Here is a 17,802-nt window from a genome sequence, read left to right as displayed (position 1 = left end):
CCAGAATATTTTAATTATTGAGATTGGTGCTTAAAGCACGAAGTAATGCCCGGTTAACTCTTTAAAAAAGAGACCGGGAAAGTCAGTCGTAGCTGAATAATTTTTAAAGCGACTAAAATCATCGGCGCTAGCTTATATTTGCAAGCATTTAAGGTCAAGTTGAGTCTTTTTTTCCAAATAGTAAAATTACAAAATATGGTTTTGTCAAAATATCAAAAACTCCAAGAGCTGGGTATAGATATATGGAAAAAAAGATCTGAGCAAGAAGCTACTATTTTTCATGACGAAGTCTATTTAATCGACAGAAATTGCATTCTATGTCTCGGAAAAAAAGATGAGCAAGTTTCAGAGGAGGATAAAATATTTTTTTTAAGGACGCTTGCTAAGTCTATTGGAAAAAATAAACCCCTAAGAATAAATAAACTAGAAAATCCAGAATTAATAGACAATATCCTAGTTTTAGGAACAAATCTTCCACGATATTTCGAGCTATATATAAATTCTAAAATATCATCTTATGATTCCATGGCAGAAATATGTTCATCAAAAGAGTCTAAAAAGCTATTTTTGAATAAGTTACAAGCTTTAAATTTATAAAGATATTTTATGGACTACTCTTATTTAGATCTTAGTCACTTAGATTCAGTTCTCGAAATAGAGAGAGAATCTAACCCTTTCCCTTGGACAGAAAGAAACTTCACTGACTGCCTAGAGAAAGGTTATTACTCTTTGGCCCTTGAGGACAATGAAAGGTTGATAGGATTCGCTATTATGGCTATTTCATCTGAAGAGTCACATCTTCTTAATATAGGTGTTAATAAAGATTTTAGAAGATCTGGTAACGGAGAGAGAATATTAAAAAAAATGATAATTGCTGCTGAAGTCATGGGAAGTAAGAAAATAATTCTTGAAGTAAGGGTCTCAAATAAAATAGCTTATAGGCTTTATGAGAAACTAGGATTTCATCAGATTGGTGCGAGGAAAAAATATTATAGACTTCCTGAAGGGAGAGAAGATGCCTATGTGATGTCCAAGACCCTCAAAAAGGGTTTTGTAAGTAATTTATTTTTTTCTAAGAGTTAATCAACTTTTCAATATCAGACTCTATCTGCTCTGGCGTTGTTGAAGATCCGTATCGATTCACAGGTTCACCATCTTTATTAACAAGGAATTTGGTGAAGTTCCATTTAATTTTTTCCGTTCCAAGTAGACCTTTCTTTTCAGTAGTTAAAAATTTATATAAAGGATGGGCATTGTCTCCATTTACGTCAATTTTACTAAAGATTGGAAAAGTACTTCCATAATTTAAGCTGCAAAATTCAACAATTTCTTGATTAGTCCCTGGCTCTTGACCACCAAATTGATTACAAGGGAAGGCCAAAACAGAAAATTCCTCATTCGAAAATTTATTTTGAAGTTGTTCTAGGCCTTTATATTGAGGTGTAAAGCCACACTGGCTGGCAGTATTAACTATCAGTAAGGTTTTTCCTTTGAAATCGCTTAAGTCTACGTTTTGACCAGATGAGTCCTCACAGGAGAATTGGTAAATGTTTTTAGTCATTTTTGAATTTAATTTTTTATAATATTAATTATAACAACTTTGTAAGGAGAGAAGGGTGGAGTATAGAAAATTAGGAAATACTGATTTAAATGTAAGCGTTATCTGTCTGGGTACTATGACTTGGGGGGAACAGAATACTTTTGAGGAAGGATATGAGCAGATGGATTATGCCGTTGAGCAAGGAGTAAATTTCTTTGATACAGCTGAACTCTATCCAATACCTCCGAAGCCTGATACACAAGGGAAGACTGAGGAATGCATAGGAAATTGGTTTAAGAGAACCGGGAAGAGAGAAGAGATAATTCTTGCTTCTAAAGTAGCTGGAAGGGCGCCTATGAATTGGTTTAGAGGAGACTGGACTCTTTTGGATAGAGAGAATATCGAAAGTGCTATAGATTCTAGCTTAAAAAGACTACAGACTGAATATATTGATTTGTATCAATTACATTGGCCTGACAGAAGAATGAGCATGTTTGGTGCTGATGGTTTAGGTTATAAGCATTATGAAGCTGAAACAGTTCCAATACTTGAAACATTGAAAGTACTCTCCGAATTAGTAGATTCTGGAAAAATTAGATATATTGGCTTATCAAATGAGACACCATGGGGCCTCTCGGAATTTATCAAATTTTCAGAAATGTATGATTTACCAAGAGTTGTATCAGTTCAGAATGCATACAATTTTTTAAACCGATCTTACGAGATCGGTATGTCTGAATTTCATCATAGATCACAAGTAGGTCTTCTAGCTTATTCCCCTTTAGCACAAGGCTATTTGACAGGAAAGTATATCGATGGTGCTAGACCTGAAGGAGCCCGAACAACTTTATTTGAAAGAGGAGATCGTTATGAGGTTCCCGGCGCAAATGAGGCGGTTAAATCCTATGTCAATTATGCTCGTTCCATAAATATGGATCCATCTGTAATGGCTAATTCTTTTGTGAATTCAAGAGATTTTGTAACTTCTAATATCATCGGTGCAACCACTATGGAGCAGCTAAAGCTAGCCATTGGAAGTATTGATGTGAAATTATCTGATGAAGACTTAGAACAAATTTCTTTGATACATAGAAAAAATCCTAATATATGTCCTTGAACTCTGAAAATTTAGATTTACAGAGTTTTTGGAAATCTTTTGATGAGCTTTCAAAGTTAGAACTTTATGAGGTTCTTAGTTTTCGACAATCCATATTTGTTGTAGAGCAGAAATCTTGGTATCAAGATGCGGATGGATTAGACGAAATTAGTGATCATCTTCTTTTGAAAAAGGAAGGACATTTAGTAGGTTACTTAAGGTTAACTCCTCCTGGAATTAAGTACAAAACACCGTCTATAGGGCGTATTGCAGTAATTGACAGTCTGAGAGGTCTTAGCATTGGATCAAGATTAGTTGATGAAGGCCTAAAGAGAAGTTCAGAAAATTATATGACTGATAAATCAACTATTTCTGCTCAAGAATATTTGATTAAATTTTATGAACGACACGGCTTTAAAGTAAATGGCGAAGTGTATGACGAAGATGGAATTCCTCATATTCAAATGATAAGAAATGGATAAAGAAAAGTTCTACACTTTAGTTTTGTCTGCAGGCTTAATTGTTGGAGCTTTATTGGCAGGGCTTTCTATTATTCAAGAATCTAATATTACAAATTTCAAATATGCTGCGAAAATCGAAGACACTTCAATTTCTATGGAGAAATATTTAGTCCAACTTGAAGGTCTTGCAAAAGACAAGAAATCACCTATAACGCAAAAAGATAAAGAATATGTTCTTGAGCGAATGATCGAAGAGGAACTTTTAATTAAAAGGGCTTTAGACCTTGGAATGCTTGAAAATAATCCCATAGCAAGAGGAACAATTGTTCAGCAGATGATAAAGACTATCATTGCAGAAAATATGAGATACGAAGTATCTGATAAACAATTAAATGAATTTTTTGAAGAGAATATAGGGTTTTTCACTAAATCATCAAGGTTGAGAATTCAACAACTTTATTTCTCTGATGAAGGGGCCGAAAACTCATCCTTTGAAGATGCGACTCGAGCTTATGACCTTTTAATTTCTGGTAGCAGCTTTGTTGAGGTTTCCAATTTAGGGAGTGACTCTGCCTTGAAAATTCCAAATAGTTTAATGACATTATCAAAAGTAAGAGAGTATATTGGGCCCAGCCTCATGAATTTAGCCAGGAATTTACAACCTGGTACATTTAGTCAACCAATCAAGGTTCCTGGCGGTTATAAGATCATTTTCTTATTGGAAAAAGAGTTAGCAGGACAGCCAAACTTAGATCAAGTTAGAGATGTTGTTATGGCGGAATATTCTAAAAGAAGAGATGATAATTCCTTGAGAGAATATTTAGAGAATCTCAAGAATTGGTACGATATTTCAAGGAACTTACCTGAATAAATGTCGAAACTTTTATCAATAGGTTTAATATCTTGTTTATTGAGTACAGTATTATTCTCGCATCAAAGAAGTGAGTCTTATTCTAAGATCAATATAGACTCTACTGCTGAATCAAAATCTATTGAAGTAGAATTTAGTATTCAAACATCAGTATTACAAAGGCTAAATTTAAATTTTACTGAAAACTGGGAGGAAGAACTTACAAATAAAGTTATAGATAATTTTAATTTTAATAAAAATTGCAATATCTCCAAGACACCTTTTTTGAAAAATTCTTTTTCTACTGGTTACTTAACTTTGCTCTGGACGATGGAGTGTGAACTTGAAGAATCCACAATAAATTTTGAGCTCTTTTTTGATGAAGATCCGACTCATACTCATGTATCCACTTTTTACATTAATTCTGTAGCTAGTCCTGAAAAGGTTTTCACATCTTCTAGAAGGGAGTGGAAAGAAACTGATAATGAATCTAAAAGCGAATCAAGATTTGATTCTTTTAGAGATTATCTTGAACTTGGATTCAATCATATATTGTCTGGATATGACCATTTAGCATTCCTTTTTGCAATATTAATTCTAGGTTTTGCCTTAAAGAATTTAATCATAGTAATTACGGGTTTTACAATTGGCCATAGCATCACTTTAGCGTTAGGGGCTTTAGGTTTAGTCACGCCTTCCTCGCAATTTGTTGAAGCTTTAATTGGATATTCCATAGTCATTATAGCTATAGAGTGTATTGCTTCAGTTACTCATAATCACAGCCTATATGGAAGATTGTTGATTTATTTTTCTTCATCTCTCGTTATCTTTTTGGCTTTTTTTGGATTACAAAAATTCATAATTGGTTTGGTAGGTATAAGCATATTCTCTTTTTGTTACTTAAATCTTGTAAGAAGGCATCCAGGCTCCTCAATAACCTTACTTGTAACTTCTTTTTTCGGTTTAATACATGGATTTGGGTTTGCTGGAAATTTATCTACTATCGGTTTGATGGAGGGCAGGCTTTTACCTGCAATCGCAGGATTTAATATTGGAGTTGAGCTCGGACAACTTTTGATAGTTTTAGTTGTTTATCTAATTCTTTCTCAGATAACTAAGTTCATCGGAGAGAGTATAAACACAATAAGAGTTTGTGCTGCATCAGCTTTGTCCTGCTTGGGAACATATTGGTTTTTAGAGAGACTATTTTAGATTATTCTAATATTTTCAGCTTGAGGCCCTTTTTCTGTTTCCTCAACAGAAAATCTTACCCTAGTATTTTCTTTAAGTTTTCTCCTGTCTTGATTTTGAACAGCCCTAAGATGAACGAATAAATCCCCACCTTTGTCTCGAATTAAAAACCCGTATCCTTTACTTGGGTCAAACCATTTTATGGTTCCAGTTTCTCCTCTAAAATTTCTCTTTATTTTTCTTCCATATATAAAACCAATAATCGAAAGAAATCCAATGCTCCAGAACGTCACAAGAGCTTGGTACATAAGACTACTCCCAAAAGCAAGATCCCCGATAGAGAAAACTAGCCCAGTGAATAGGCTCGATATAATAAAGCTTGTTATTAGAGCTCTGAAAAACATAATGCTAAATTATAACCAAAATGATTTCATAAACCCTAAATCATTTTTTTAATTTCTTTTATTTGCAAGTCAAGATTTTCTAGTTCTTTAGATAAAAGAGAAAATCTATCTTTTTGAGCCTCCACTAAATCTTTTGGAGCATTTTCAACAAAGTTCTGATTAGAAAGTTTACTACCTAACATTTCCTTTTCTTGAATAAGTTTAGATATTTTTTTATTGAGCCTTTGCATTTCTTCCTTTGCGTCTATGAGTCCTTCAAGGGGTATCATTACTTTTAGATTGTCTCGAGTAAATATTGATGAGGGAATGTCTTGAGAACTCTCTTCAGCCCAAATAATCTCTTTGAGACCACATAGCTTTTCTATATAACTACCAATTTCATTTAAGTTTCCCTTATCTAATTGATCTCCTCCCTTAAAGATTGAAGAAATTTTAATTGAAGGTTTGATAAGAAGCTCGCCACGTATATTTCTTATTCCAGATACAATATCTTTAAGCCATTCTACTGATTGGTAGTCTCGTTCAGAAGTATTTTCTGAACCTAACGGGTATTCAGATACCATTATGCTCTCATGAGTTGAATTATGATGCACCTTAAATTGTTTCCAAATTTCTTCCGTTATGAAAGGCATGATTGGATGTGCAAGTCTTAGAGTTTTTTCAAGAATATCGACCAAAGACCTAACAATCTCTGCTTTATTCATGTCATTTTTTCTAAGACTTATTTTCTGAAGCTCTATGAACCAATCACAAAATTCGTACCATATAAATTCATAGATTGCTTTAGTGGTCAAATCAAATCTAAATTCATTCATTGACTGGTCTACTTTCTTTACCGTTTGATTGAATTTATAGTCAATCCAGGAATCAATTGAACTTTCACTTCTCTTTGTGGAAATACCATAGTTATCAATATTTAAATCTATAAATCTGGCCGCATTCCAAAGCTTGTTACAAAAGTTTCTATAACCTTCTACTCTTTTAACATCGAAATTGATATCCCTCCCACCCGTCGCTAGCGAGCAGAAAGTTAGTCTCAATGCGTCAGTTCCATAAGCTTCGATACCGTTGGGAAATTCTTTTTTGGTTTGTTTTATGATCCGATCTCTCATTTTTGGTTGCATCAACCCTTCAGTTCTCTTCTTGATCAAGTTATCTAGGTTAATTCCATCTATGATATCCAAAGGATCCAAGGTATTACCCTTAGATTTAGACATCTTTTGGCCTTCTGAATCTTTTATAAGACCATGAATTAATATTTTCTTGAAGGGTACCTCATTGATGAAATGAGTAGTCATCATTATCATTCTTGCTACCCAAAAGAAAATGATATCAAACCCCGTCACTAAGACACTTGTAGGATGATATCTTGAAAGTAAGTTCTCTTTTTTTGGCCATCCAAGAGTTGAAAACGTCCACAAAGCAGAAGAAAACCAAGTATCCAGAACATCCTCGTCTTGTTTCAATTCTATATTATCGAGATTATATTTTTCTCTTACGGCTTTCTCAGATTCCCCAACATACAAATTATCATCCTTATCAAACCAGGCTGGTATTCTATGTCCCCACCACAACTGCCTACTGATACACCAATCCTGTATATCTTTCATCCAAGCAAAATAGGTATTTTCCCAATTCTTAGGTATAAACTCTGTCTCATTTTCCTTAACAACTCTGATAGCTTCTTGGGAAAGTTTTTCAACATTAACGAACCACTGATTAGTCAACAAAGGTTGAAGGATAGAATTACTTCTTTCACTCCTTGGGATCTGGACTTTATAAGACTCAGTTTTATTCAGTTGACCAATTGTATTAAGGTCTTCTAGGATAAGTTTTCTTGCGTCTTCAATATTTAAGTTTTGATATTTATCTGGAACTTTGTCATTTAGAGTGCCATCAAAATTTAAGATATTGATCACTTCAAGTCCATGTCTTTTGCCCATCTCAAAATCATTGAAATCATGTGCAGGTGTAATCTTCACACAACCAGTCCCAAATTCTGATTCAACATAATTATCAGCAATGATAGGTATTTCTCTATTCACAATTGGCAAAAGTGCCATTTTTCCTATCTGTCCCTTATACCTTTCATCTTCAGGATTTACTGCAAGAGCTGTATCTCCAAGCAATGTTTCCGGTCTAGTTGTTGCAACAGTTAATTTTTCACTATCTGAAGTAAAGTAATCAATATACCAAAGAGATCCATTTTCTTCTTCAGATGAAACTTCAAGATCTGACAAGGCAGTCTCAAGTACTGTATCCCAATTGACCAATCTTTCTCCTTTATAAATCAATCCTTGGTCATAAAGTTCTATGAAAACCTCCTTGACTGCTGTGCTTAAATCATCGCTCATGGTGAAAGCTTCTCTTGACCAGTCAACCGAAGCGCCTAGTCTTCTCAGTTGTTGTGTTATCTTATTTCCTGATTTTTCTTTCCAAAGCCATACTTTTTTTTCAAATTCATCTCTACCGATCTCCTCTCTAGATAATCCTTCTGCTTCAAGTTGTCTTTCTACAACCATTTGAGTTGCTATTCCGGCATGATCTACGCCCACTTGCCAGAGTGTATCGAATCCTGACATTCTTTTATGGCGAATAAGTGCATCCATTAGAGTATTTTGAAACCCATGACCCATATGAAGTGTTCCAGTAACATTGGGTGGAGGAATCATGATGCAAAAGGATTCTTTTGATTCGTCAGGTTGCGCTTTAAAGAAGTCTGATTTTTCCCAATTCTCGTAAATTTCCGTTTCAGTGGAACTCGGCTCGTAGTTTTTCTTCATATTGACTCTACGAATTTTGTTTTTAATCCTAGATCTTTACATTTAGACCACGTACTCGCTGCTCTCTCTCTGAGATCGGCACCATCCATAATTACTAGCTGTATAAAATTTTCATATCCATCTAAGTTTTTCGGCATATCTGGAGATAGATTAAGAATCAAATCAGAACCTAAAGCGAACTTAGTGCCAGGATAACCAATATTTATCAGATCATCTGCTTTATTAGTAACAAGATTATGAGAAATTAGTCCATATTTAGGCTCATTCCATAACCTCTCATCTAAATATTTAGCATCATTTATATCATCACAAAAAATATCTATTTTACTAGTATGAATTAGATCTATGCCGCCCATAATTAATTTACTAATTAGAGAACAAGTGAAGTTCAAAGCTTCTTCCATATTTTTGCCAGAAGCTATAAAAGTAGCTTCTACCATTACTAAGACTTATCTATGAGATATTGACTCAGGAGAGGTACAGGTCTACCTGAACCACCTTTTGCAGCACCTTTATAACTAGCAGTTCCGGCCACATCGAGATGTGCCCAAGGGTACTTCTCTGCAAATCTTGATAAAAAACATGCAGCGGTAATCGTACCAGCTCGACCACCTATATTTGCGATATCTGCAAAATTACTATCCAAATCTTTTTGGTAAACATCCCATAAGGGTAATTGCCAAGCTCTGTCTGAAGCTTTACGGCCAGCCTCTAATAATTCTTCTGCGAGTTTGTCGTTATTAGACATTAGTCCAGATGTGGAATAACCTAACGCCATTATCACCGCTCCGGTAAGTGTAGCGATGTCTACTACTGATCGGGGTTCAAATCTTTCAACATAAGTCAAAGCATCAGCTAGGACCAATCGTCCCTCAGCATCAGTATTTAATATTTCAACAGTCTTACCTGACATTGTGCGTACGACATCACCAGGCTTTGTGGCTTTACTACCTGGCATATTTTCTGCACTTGCCACAACACCAACAATATTGATCGGCAGTTTAAGTTCTGAAACTACTTGCATAGTCGCTATAACACTCGCAGCACCACACATATCAAATTTCATTTCATCCATGGTCGGAGGAGGCTTGAGGCTTATTCCTCCCGTATCAAAAGTAATGCCTTTTCCAACAATCGCATATGGTTTATCGCCTTTTTTTCCGCCTTGATAATTCATTGAAATAAGTTTTGACTCTTGCGCACTTCCGTTTCCAACTGAAAGCAAACAATCCATACCCATTTTTTTCATCTCCTTTTCACCATAAACTCTACAACTTAGTTTTTGATATTTATTGGCTGCAGATCTAGAACTTGTTGCTAAATAGGATGGAGTGCACACATTTCCAGGAAGATTTGCTAAATCTTTAGCTACATTCATTCCTTGACCTATGACTTGTCCAGTTTTGAGCCCTTTGCGCAATTTAGCGCTACTTTGCTTTGAATCAATAACAATTGAGACTTTTTTAAGATAATTAATTTTTTTATTTTTCTTATTAAGTTTCGCGTCGTAGGTATAAGCCTTGCTTTCAACAGCAGTACCTATTTTCTGCAGCAAAGTCTCATCGGTATTTTCTTTAGATTCATGTTTCATGGAAGGTAATGAAACAATACCTGTTGAAGATTTTTTTGAAGTTAAACAAGTTGTTACAGTCATTGCAATCTTATCCAGATCTTCACTGCTAAGACCTTTCGTTGGTTTACCGCAACCAATTAAGAAAATTCTTTCAGCAGAAGTACCATCATTAGTTGCGATGTAAGCTGTCTGGCCCACCTTTGACTCAAACTCACCCCTTTTTATAAGCTTTTTAATACTACCTTGAGTTGCTTTATCAACTTTTTCTGCGATTGAATTTAAAGTCCTTCCCTCGGATACACCGACAACTAAAACATCGATTTTTGTTTTTAAAAGATTTTTCGATAGTTCTTGGTTAAGGCTTAGTGTGAGTCTTTTTTTCATTATGTCTCCTTTTAAAAAAGATTGTTGTCATAATATTTTATCAATAAATAATAAAAGTTATCTCCAAATAGAGAATATTCTTCTAATAAAGAGTAGGATTGACTATATAGATTTTCAAATACTCGTTTATGATTTTAAATCGTTATTTTTTAAAGACTATTTTCTCATATACTCTGGCTATAAGCGTAGTTTTTATTCTTATAATCGTATCTTCGAGGTCAATACAATACTTAGAGCAAGCATCAAGAGGTGAAATAAATCCTCAAGTTGTTTTTTATGTTGTCTTGTATAGGCTTCCAGAATTTTTAGAATTAATCTTGCCTCTAAGTTTTTTTATGTCCGTTGTTTTGACTATTGGAAAATTTAGCTCAGAAAATGAACTTACGATCATGGAACAGATTGGCTTTAGTAACTCAAGAATCTACTCACTATTGTCAATTCCTGCAGTATTGATAGCTTTGTTAATATTTTTCTTTTCTTTAGTGCTTAGTCCTGGATTAGATTTGCGGGTAAAGAGTTTACTTGAAGTTAAATCTCTAGAAGAAACCTTCGATGCTTTACTTCCGGGTGAATTTCACAAATTAAATGATTCTTATCTTATTTATGCTAAGGAAAAGCGAAATGACGAACTGAAGGATGTTTTTCTCCTTGTGAAGGATTCCAATAGGGAATCAAGTTTGACTATCGTAGCTGAGGGATTGAGGCCAAATAGGTCAGGAAATGGAGATCTGAATTTTGGTAAAGGGTTTTCATATTCGAAAGAAGAACCTGATGAAATATTTTCAGTCAAGTTTGATAATCTCAAATTAAAAGCTGATTTCATGTCGAAAAATTATGGTGAAGTTAATTTTGAGCTAAAAGATTCAGTAAATCCTTTGTTATGGTCAAGCTCTATAAGTTTTATGACATTATTAAGTATTTTCATCGCTGTGCCTTTATCAGAAAGATCTCCGCGTAAAGGCAGATACTCTAAAATACTTCCTGGTTTATTAATATTTTCAGCATACTTAGGGGTTTTGTTGACATTTAAAGGTTCAGAATCCTCTAATTTAATTTCAATTCTTTTGGTTCATTTCCTTTTTTTGGTTTTTTCTATTCTTTTGAATTTATATATGCTCAGGACAAAATCATGATTCATATATTTGGAGACATAATAGAAAGAAATATCTCCAAGAGAATATTTCATAGTATTTGTATTGTCGCAGTTGCAATCTCTTTGCTGGACTTTTTATTTAAATTTATTTCTGAAATCTCTGATATATCAAATTCTTATTTTGTGTTTGATGCACTAATTTATTGTTTTTACTCAATTCCAAGTTCAATTTATGAATATTTATCATATATTTGTCTTATTGGAGCGGTCGTCGGTTTAGGAAGTTTAAACTCACAGGGGGAGATTATAGGTGCAAAAGTTTTAGGTAAATCGAATTTTAGGATGGCTATAGCATCTTTAAGGCCTGCGATAGTAATAATAGCAATAGCCTTTTTATTTCAAGAAACGTTACTTCCTTCATTGTCACAAGCCAATGAGGAAAATAGATTATTGAAGCAAGACAGAATCAATACAGAGGATGGTTATTGGTTTGCTTCTGATTCTTCAATTAATTTTTTTAAAACTTCTCCAAGTAAAGATTCTATTAATAACGTCACGACTTATCAATTTGGAGAAGAGGGAAATATTACTCAAATAATAGATTCGAAATATGCTAAACGTCAAAATGGAATCTGGACTCTATTTGATTTAACAATAACAGACTTTCAAAAAAATTCTATTCGCCTTCAAGAAGAAAAAATATGGCAAGAAGGTCCTAAAGATAGTGACATGAGAAGAATTCTATCTCCTAGGTATCTTTCTATTGGTGAGCTTAATGAAGCTCTAAAATTAAACATATCTGAATACAGAAGAAATAACTTATCTCTGGAGTATTGGAAGAAAATATTCCATCCCATCACAACAATATCATTAATTTTATTAGCTGCATCTTTCGTTTTTGGGAGAGTGAGAGATGACTCTATTAGCAAAAGAATTCTTTTTGGAGTCTTATTCGCATTTTCTTTGAATATTTTTCAAAATCTTTTTGCTAGCATGGCAGCTGTCTCTCTACTAAGCCCTTTCTATGCAGTTACTTTTCCTATAGCGGCAGTTATTGTTTTAACAGCTTCATTCTGGAAACTTAAATCTAATTAATCTTGGCGATCCTTGTTTTTGTTGCTATATCAGCCAGCGACTTTTTATCTTCGTTAAAAAAAATATATAAGTAGCCAAGACCAAAGAACAAGAAAGAAAAGGTAGAAAAAGCGCAACGTAAGAGACAAATTCTTATTGTTAACTTCTCTTCAGAAATAAGTTTTATTTTCCATGCCTGCATGCCTACAGTCTGTCCATCATTGACCAACCAAAAATAAGAGTAAAAGATTGGTCCAGAGAAAATAGTGACGAAAAGCTGCAGTAAATCAATAAATCCACCATTTTCAGGCGCTCCGCCATTTAAAAATACGAGTAGTAAAGTTAAAGAAAAGATTATCCCTAAAATCAGTAAACTGTCATAAACAAGAGAAAAGATTCTCTTAAAAAAACCTGAATTTTCCATAATAATTTGGAGAAGATATTTTTTTTTATTATTCTATATAAAATTGTGAGTTTATTATGCATGATATATCCAAATCTAGTGATACCTTTTTCTTAGGCCATCCCAAAGGTCTAGTAACACTTTTTTTAACAGAAATGTGGGAAAGAATGTCCTTCTACGGAATGAGAGGGTTGCTTGTTTTGTTCATGACAAGGGAGGTAACTGAAGGAGGTATGAATCTTGATGCTCCTGAGGCTATGGCGATCTACGGAATATACGGTGCTTCAGTATATTTTCTATGCGTTCCTGGCGGATGGATTGCAGATAAGCTTTTTGGAGCGCAGAGAACAGTTCTCTACGGTGCAGTTATTATAACTCTAGGTCACTATGTGCTGGCAATTCCTTATGATAAAACCTTTTTTCTTGGTTTGGTTCTTGTTTCAATCGGTACAGGTCTTTTAAAGCCGAACATCTCAACTATTGTAGGGCAACTTTACAAACCAGGAGATGTAAGAATTGATTCTGGCTACACGATTTTCTATATGTCTATCAACATAGGAAGTATGCTCGGATTCCTTGTTTGTGGCTATCTTGGAGAGAAGGTGGGATGGCATTGGGGTTTTGGAGCCGCTGGTGTAGGAATGACCTTTGGTGTTTTACAATATATTTTCACTAGAAATTCATTAGGAGAAGCTGGAAAAAATACTAATTTGGCTCCTACTGAAGATGAATCAAAGTACATGAATATATTTAAATATAGTTCAATAGCTATTTTCCTAGTAGTTACTTCTGGCTTTGCTGGACTTTGGAGTGTTGATCCACAACTACTTAACCAACTTACTGTTTATTTGATATTAATTGTGGCTATTTCTTACTTCATATATTTATTCTTTTTTGCAGGACTAGGCACTGATGAAATTGAAAATATCAAAATGTTATTATTATTATTTTTCGGAGCTGTATTATTTTGGGCCGGATTTGACCAAGGGGGCTCATCTTTAAATCTTTTTGCTAAAGACTACACGGATCTATTTATCTTTGGGTGGGAGATGCCAGCGACCTTTCTTCAGGTCGCAAATCCTTTGATGGTAGTAATTTTTGCTCCTTTTTTCGCAGCATTTTGGATCTCTCTTGGAAAAAAGAACTTAGATCCTGAAACACCTCAAAAATTTGCTTTGGGATGTTTCCTCATGGCTATTGGTTTTTTAGTAATTATTTTTGGTGTTGAGGCTGCTATGCAGAATGAAAAAGCTGGTATTCAGTTTCTTCTTATAACATATCTTTTTCACACACTAGGCGAGCTATGTTTGAGCCCAGTGGGCCTTTCTGCTACTGCGAAATATTCTCCAATTAGATACAGAGGTCAAATGATGGGAATTTGGTTTCTATCGTCTTCTTTAGCGGCTGGTCTTGCAGGCTTACTTGCAAGCAAATCATTTGAGGCTGGTATAGCTTCAATGCCGGATCTTTTTATGCAAATTATTATTGCGCTTTTCGTAGTAGGAATTTTACTCCTAATATCAAATAGATTTTTAAAGGCAACTGAGACTAAGGAAGGGGACTAGGGAAATATTGATAATTCTATAAATTAGTGAGGAGTTTGCTTAGTATTGTTTTGTATATTTTATGCAATTCCTCGAGATCTTCTTTTTTTACGCTTTCATTTACTTTATGAATAGATGCATTACCTGGCCCAAGCTCAACAACTTGTGATCCGGTAGGTGCAATAAATCTACCATCTGATGTGCCTCCATCAGTAGTGCATTTGGGTTCTGACCCTGTCACTTCTTTTATTGAGCTTTTCACTGCTGAGATAAGCTCTTCTTGAGTAGTAAGAAATGGCTTTCCTCCAACTTCCCAAAAAATCTCACATTCAACATTGTACTTATTGATTATGGACTCAACATCATCTTTTATTTGCTGCACAGAAGTTGAGGGTGAGTGACGTACATTTAAACTTAATTCTAAGCTTCCTGGTATAACATTTGTTGCTCCGGTACCAGAGTTGAGATTAGATATTTGTAAAACACTATCTTGAAACTTACCTGTTTCATCTTCCCAGCTGAGCTTAGATAGTTCAGCAAGAGGAGAGGAGAAATTATGTATAGGGTTACTCGCTTTTTCTGGATAGGCCACGTGACCCTGAGTTCCTTTGACTATAACCTTCGCTGAAACTGAACCTCTTCTTCCTATTTTGATAACGTCTCCCACATTATTATCAGCTGTGGGCTCTCCAACAAGACACCATTCAATTTTTTCGTTCTTTTCTTCAAGATAATCAACAACTTTAGTTACTCCATCCACAGCAGGACCCTCTTCGTCGCTGGTCAATAGAATAGCAATTCTTCCTGATAAGATCGGTTCTTCAGCTAAAAATTCTTCAATAGAAGTGACAAAAGCAGCAACGCTTCCTTTCATATCTGCTGCTCCTCTTCCAACTAGTAAAGAGTCTTTATCAGTTGCTACGAAAGGATCACTCTCCCAATCTTCCAGTGGACCTGTAGGAACTACATCAGTATGACCTAGAAAAGCAAAAATAGGGCCGGCATCTCCATAAGTAGCCCAAAGGTTGTCTACATCTCCATACCTAAGGTGCTCGACTGAAAAACCAATTTTTTCCAATCTTGTAGAAATAATGCTTTGGCATCCAGCATCATCGGGTGTCACAGATTTCTTTGATATTAGCTCTCTTGTAAGTTCTAAAACTTTACTCATTTCTTTGATTCAGTCGTTTTTATGCAGTGTTTGGTTCAAAACAACACTTTTTCCATTAGGTTTACATTGAATTGCACCAGTAAGGGAATTCCTTATGAATAATAGGTCATCTTTGCCAGATAAGGTGGATGCCTTTACAGTTTCTATCAACTCATTGTTTGAATTTAAAATTTCTACTTTAGATCCTCCTGTTAAGTACAAGCCCGCTTCTAATATGCACCTGTTTCCTAAAGGAATACCTAACCCAGAATTAGCGCCCAATAAACAATCTTCGCCAACAGAAATTTTTACCTCATTCCCACCCGACAAAGTACCCATCGTTGAACAACCTCCGCCCAAATCTGAGTTTTTTCCTATAACCACACCTGCTGATATTCTACCTTCTATCATTGCTGAGCCCAGTGTTCCTGCATTAAAGTTGACGAAACCTTCGTGCATTACTGTTGTTCCCTCAGACAAATGGGCTCCTAACCTCACTCTAGAACAATCAGCTATTCTTACTCCTTCAGGAATTATATAATCGGTGAGGGAAGGGAATTTATCTACCGATCTAACAAAGACTTCTTTATTTTTAGATCTAAATAAATTCAAGTCCTTCACATCAACAGGACCAAGATTAGTCCATGCAACGTTAGCTAAAGATCCGAATATATTTTCTAGGTTAATACTGTTTGGTTTTGAGACTTTCAATGATAAAAGATAAAGCTTTAAATAAGCATCACATATATTTGAGATAGGTACATCCTTATCGATTTTATGAAATATTAATTTCTGTCTATTTGTAACAGATAATGAATTGCTGATCTTATCAAAAAACTCTTTGTTTTCATCTCCGCTTGCCATTGAATAAAGATTATCAAATCCTGGATTATCAATGTTCATAGTATTCAGCAGTTCCTGCTCTTCATTTAAAATTAAGTGATATCTAACATCCAGCAAATCATCACTTGAATTCAATGTAGAAACACCAACGGCAACCAACGGAAAAATATTCATTTATATATTATAAGTTCTGGTTAACTTTAGAGGTAGATTAAAAAATCTAATTTAAGGATTGCATGGTTCTATTTACTGCAGTAAAGGCCTTATTTATTGTATCAACATCATGCACTACAGCTAATCTTAAAAACCCTTCTCCAGGATTAATGCCATCAATCTTCTTACCTAAGTATGATCCAGGCAAACTAAGCACTGACTCTTGTTCATATAACAATCTTGCGAAGGTCTGATCATCACAGGGTAATTTTAACCAAATATAAAACCCTCCATCAGGTCTCTTCACATCATCAAAGCTATCTAAGCAAGAAATGGCAGCTTTATACTTTTTATCATATTCAGCCCTGTTAGATTCAACATGCTTACTATCTTTCCAAGCCCAGGTACTGGCTAATTGAGTTGGCAAAGAAAGAGTAACACCATGGTAAGTTCTATATAAACTTAATTTCTTTATTATCGGTTCTGAAGCACAAATAAATCCTGATCGTAGACCCGCAAGACTAGATCTTTTAGAGAGGCTGTGAAATATGACTGATTTTGAATTTGTCATAGTTACATCATCACATTCTAATAATCCCAAAGGAGCATTTGATGAACTATCATAGATATCGATATAGCATTCATCAGAGCATAAGAGAAAATCATATTTTTCCGCTTTTTCAAGCAGTTCCTCGTATTCTTTCTTATCAAAACAATATCCAGTGGGGTTTGAGGGAGAACATATTATAAAAAGTTGACAATCTTTCCAGACATCCTCGGGTATACTTTCAAGGTCAGGTTTAAATCTTTCAGACTCGATGGAATTTAAGTAGTAGGGTTCTGCACCTGCCATAATCGCAGCACCTTCATAAATTTTGTAAAACGGATTTGGCAAAATTACTATTGGGTTCTTTTTTGTAGAATCTATTGTCGACTGAATGAACGAAAAAATTCCTTCTCTACTGCCTGAAAGAGGTAAAACATGAATATCTGGGTTAATATTACTTCTAGAAAATCTATCGTTTAAGTAATTGCAGTAACTTTCTCTCAAATTAAATTCACCTGAAGAAGTCGGATACTTTGAATAGGATAAAGAGTTTTCATTGATAATATCCAGTGCTTGCATTGGCGCTCGTTCTTTCGGTTCCCCTATATGGAGTCCTATGACATCTGATGGATTTTTTTTTATGTCTTTGAGCAAATCTGAGAGGTACTGGAATGGATACTCCGTTAAAAAATCTAATTGTTTATTCATTTACT

Annotated in this window: 18 protein-coding genes; 9 read left to right on the top strand and 9 right to left on the bottom strand. The window is 34.7% G+C overall.

Features of this window, described 5'->3' with window-relative positions:
- The first annotated feature begins 201 nt into the window (after positions 1 to 201).
- Both M9C83_05960 and rimI read left to right on the top strand, forming a co-directional pair.
- Positions 202 to 597 carry a hypothetical protein gene (locus M9C83_05960; GenBank protein URQ66193.1) on the top strand — a complete coding sequence of 132 codons (396 nt, stop codon included), beginning with the start codon at positions 202 to 204 and terminating at the stop codon, positions 595 to 597.
- 9 nt (positions 598 to 606) lie between these two features.
- Positions 607 to 1,083 (top strand): ribosomal protein S18-alanine N-acetyltransferase, encoded by a 477-nt coding sequence (rimI, locus tag M9C83_05955; protein ID URQ66192.1) that lies wholly within the window; start codon positions 607 to 609, stop codon positions 1,081 to 1,083.
- Here the strand turns inward: rimI and M9C83_05950 are convergent.
- Positions 1,073 to 1,561 (bottom strand): glutathione peroxidase, encoded by a 489-nt coding sequence (locus M9C83_05950; GenBank protein ID URQ66191.1) that lies wholly within the window; start codon positions 1,559 to 1,561, stop codon positions 1,073 to 1,075. The genes rimI and M9C83_05950 overlap by 11 nt on opposite strands.
- A 55-nt stretch (positions 1,562 to 1,616) precedes the next feature.
- Between M9C83_05950 and M9C83_05945 the strand changes: the two genes are divergently transcribed.
- From M9C83_05945 to M9C83_05930, 4 genes are read left to right on the top strand one after another with little or no spacing between them, the layout of a single operon-like run.
- Positions 1,617 to 2,657: an aldo/keto reductase gene (locus M9C83_05945; protein ID URQ66190.1), complete on the top strand. Its 1,041-nt coding sequence runs from the start codon at positions 1,617 to 1,619 to the stop codon at positions 2,655 to 2,657.
- Positions 2,654 to 3,118, top strand: coding sequence for a GNAT family N-acetyltransferase (locus tag M9C83_05940; protein URQ66189.1), 465 nt, complete (start codon positions 2,654 to 2,656; stop codon positions 3,116 to 3,118). The genes M9C83_05945 and M9C83_05940 overlap by 4 nt, the downstream gene beginning before the upstream one ends.
- Entirely contained in the window at positions 3,111 to 3,968 is an 858-nt protein-coding gene (locus M9C83_05935) for a peptidyl-prolyl cis-trans isomerase (GenBank protein ID URQ66188.1), read from the top strand. The genes M9C83_05940 and M9C83_05935 overlap by 8 nt, the downstream gene beginning before the upstream one ends.
- On the top strand, positions 3,969 to 5,159 hold the full coding sequence (locus M9C83_05930; GenBank protein URQ66187.1) for a HupE/UreJ family protein: 1,191 nt from the start codon (positions 3,969 to 3,971) through the stop codon (positions 5,157 to 5,159).
- Here M9C83_05930 and M9C83_05925 read toward each other — a convergent pair.
- From M9C83_05925 to M9C83_05910, 4 genes are all read right to left on the bottom strand, one after another.
- Positions 5,156 to 5,374 carry a cold shock domain-containing protein gene (locus M9C83_05925; protein ID URQ67405.1) on the bottom strand — a complete coding sequence of 73 codons (219 nt, stop codon included), beginning with the start codon at positions 5,372 to 5,374 and terminating at the stop codon, positions 5,156 to 5,158. The genes M9C83_05930 and M9C83_05925 overlap by 4 nt on opposite strands.
- Positions 5,375 to 5,577: 203 nt before the next feature.
- Positions 5,578 to 8,325, bottom strand: coding sequence for a valine--tRNA ligase (locus M9C83_05920; protein ID URQ66186.1), 2,748 nt, complete (start codon positions 8,323 to 8,325; stop codon positions 5,578 to 5,580).
- A complete protein-coding gene (locus tag M9C83_05915; GenBank protein ID URQ66185.1) occupies positions 8,322 to 8,765 on the bottom strand; it encodes a DNA polymerase III subunit chi in 444 nt (147 codons plus the stop codon). Before M9C83_05915 ends, M9C83_05920 begins: the two co-directional genes overlap by 4 nt.
- A 2-nt stretch (positions 8,766 to 8,767) precedes the next feature.
- Positions 8,768 to 10,282, bottom strand: coding sequence for a leucyl aminopeptidase (locus M9C83_05910; GenBank protein URQ66184.1), 1,515 nt, complete (start codon positions 10,280 to 10,282; stop codon positions 8,768 to 8,770).
- 128 nt (positions 10,283 to 10,410) lie between these two features.
- On the opposite strand from M9C83_05910, the gene M9C83_05905 reads away from it, so the two are divergent.
- Both M9C83_05905 and lptG read left to right on the top strand, forming a co-directional pair.
- Positions 10,411 to 11,415: an LptF/LptG family permease gene (locus M9C83_05905; protein ID URQ66183.1), complete on the top strand. Its 1,005-nt coding sequence runs from the start codon at positions 10,411 to 10,413 to the stop codon at positions 11,413 to 11,415.
- Complete coding sequence (gene lptG, locus M9C83_05900; GenBank protein ID URQ66182.1) at positions 11,412 to 12,470, top strand: LPS export ABC transporter permease LptG; 1,059 nt, start codon at positions 11,412 to 11,414, stop codon at positions 12,468 to 12,470. The genes M9C83_05905 and lptG overlap by 4 nt, the downstream gene beginning before the upstream one ends.
- Here lptG and M9C83_05895 read toward each other — a convergent pair.
- Positions 12,463 to 12,873: an RDD family protein gene (locus M9C83_05895; protein URQ66181.1), complete on the bottom strand. Its 411-nt coding sequence runs from the start codon at positions 12,871 to 12,873 to the stop codon at positions 12,463 to 12,465. The genes lptG and M9C83_05895 overlap by 8 nt on opposite strands.
- 56 nt (positions 12,874 to 12,929) lie before the next feature.
- Here M9C83_05895 and M9C83_05890 point away from each other — a divergent pair, with 56 nt between their 5' ends.
- A complete protein-coding gene (locus tag M9C83_05890) occupies positions 12,930 to 14,417 on the top strand; it encodes a peptide MFS transporter (protein ID URQ66180.1) in 1,488 nt (495 codons plus the stop codon).
- A gap of 16 nt (positions 14,418 to 14,433) precedes the next feature.
- Here the strand turns inward: M9C83_05890 and dapE are convergent, their stop codons facing one another.
- From dapE to M9C83_05875, 3 genes are read right to left on the bottom strand one after another with little or no spacing between them, the layout of a single operon-like run.
- A complete protein-coding gene (gene dapE, locus M9C83_05885) occupies positions 14,434 to 15,567 on the bottom strand; it encodes a succinyl-diaminopimelate desuccinylase (GenBank protein ID URQ66179.1) in 1,134 nt (377 codons plus the stop codon).
- Positions 15,568 to 15,576: 9 nt separating this feature from the next.
- The gene (locus M9C83_05880; protein URQ66178.1) at positions 15,577 to 16,563 is read right to left on the bottom strand and encodes a 2,3,4,5-tetrahydropyridine-2,6-carboxylate N-succinyltransferase; all 987 of its coding nucleotides are present in this window, start codon (positions 16,561 to 16,563) and stop codon (positions 15,577 to 15,579) included.
- A gap of 46 nt (positions 16,564 to 16,609) precedes the next feature.
- Positions 16,610 to 17,797, bottom strand: coding sequence for an aminotransferase class I/II-fold pyridoxal phosphate-dependent enzyme (locus M9C83_05875; GenBank protein URQ66177.1), 1,188 nt, complete (start codon positions 17,795 to 17,797; stop codon positions 16,610 to 16,612).
- Between the last annotated feature and the right edge of the window lie 5 nt (positions 17,798 to 17,802).

The sequence above is a fragment of the SAR86 cluster bacterium genome (assembly GCA_023703575.1).
Classification (GTDB): Bacteria; Pseudomonadota; Gammaproteobacteria; order Magnimaribacterales; family Magnimaribacteraceae; genus Magnimaribacter.
Note: the sequence above shows the minus strand (reverse complement) of the source record. Positions and strands in the feature narration are given on the sequence as shown.

What these genes read in the sequence shown, in the direction of transcription:
- M9C83_05910 (URQ66184.1), bottom strand. Translation starts at nt 10,282, where the DNA reads ATGAAAAAAAGACTCACACTAAGCCTTAACCAAGAACTATCGAAAAAT.
- M9C83_05890 (URQ66180.1), top strand. Translation starts at nt 12,930, where the DNA reads ATGCATGATATATCCAAATCTAGTGATACCTTTTTCTTAGGCCATCCC.
- M9C83_05880 (URQ66178.1), bottom strand. Translation starts at nt 16,563, where the DNA reads ATGAATATTTTTCCGTTGGTTGCCGTTGGTGTTTCTACATTGAATTCA.
- M9C83_05935 (URQ66188.1), top strand. Translation starts at nt 3,111, where the DNA reads ATGGATAAAGAAAAGTTCTACACTTTAGTTTTGTCTGCAGGCTTAATT.
- rimI (URQ66192.1), top strand. Translation starts at nt 607, where the DNA reads ATGGACTACTCTTATTTAGATCTTAGTCACTTAGATTCAGTTCTCGAA.
- M9C83_05930 (URQ66187.1), top strand. Translation starts at nt 3,969, where the DNA reads ATGTCGAAACTTTTATCAATAGGTTTAATATCTTGTTTATTGAGTACA.
- M9C83_05875 (URQ66177.1), bottom strand. Translation starts at nt 17,797, where the DNA reads ATGAATAAACAATTAGATTTTTTAACGGAGTATCCATTCCAGTACCTC.
- M9C83_05905 (URQ66183.1), top strand. Translation starts at nt 10,411, where the DNA reads ATGATTTTAAATCGTTATTTTTTAAAGACTATTTTCTCATATACTCTG.
- M9C83_05895 (URQ66181.1), bottom strand. Translation starts at nt 12,873, where the DNA reads ATGGAAAATTCAGGTTTTTTTAAGAGAATCTTTTCTCTTGTTTATGAC.
- lptG (URQ66182.1), top strand. Translation starts at nt 11,412, where the DNA reads ATGATTCATATATTTGGAGACATAATAGAAAGAAATATCTCCAAGAGA.
- M9C83_05915 (URQ66185.1), bottom strand. Translation starts at nt 8,765, where the DNA reads ATGGTAGAAGCTACTTTTATAGCTTCTGGCAAAAATATGGAAGAAGCT.
- M9C83_05950 (URQ66191.1), bottom strand. Translation starts at nt 1,561, where the DNA reads ATGACTAAAAACATTTACCAATTCTCCTGTGAGGACTCATCTGGTCAA.
- M9C83_05920 (URQ66186.1), bottom strand. Translation starts at nt 8,325, where the DNA reads ATGAAGAAAAACTACGAGCCGAGTTCCACTGAAACGGAAATTTACGAG.
- dapE (URQ66179.1), bottom strand. Translation starts at nt 15,567, where the DNA reads ATGAGTAAAGTTTTAGAACTTACAAGAGAGCTAATATCAAAGAAATCT.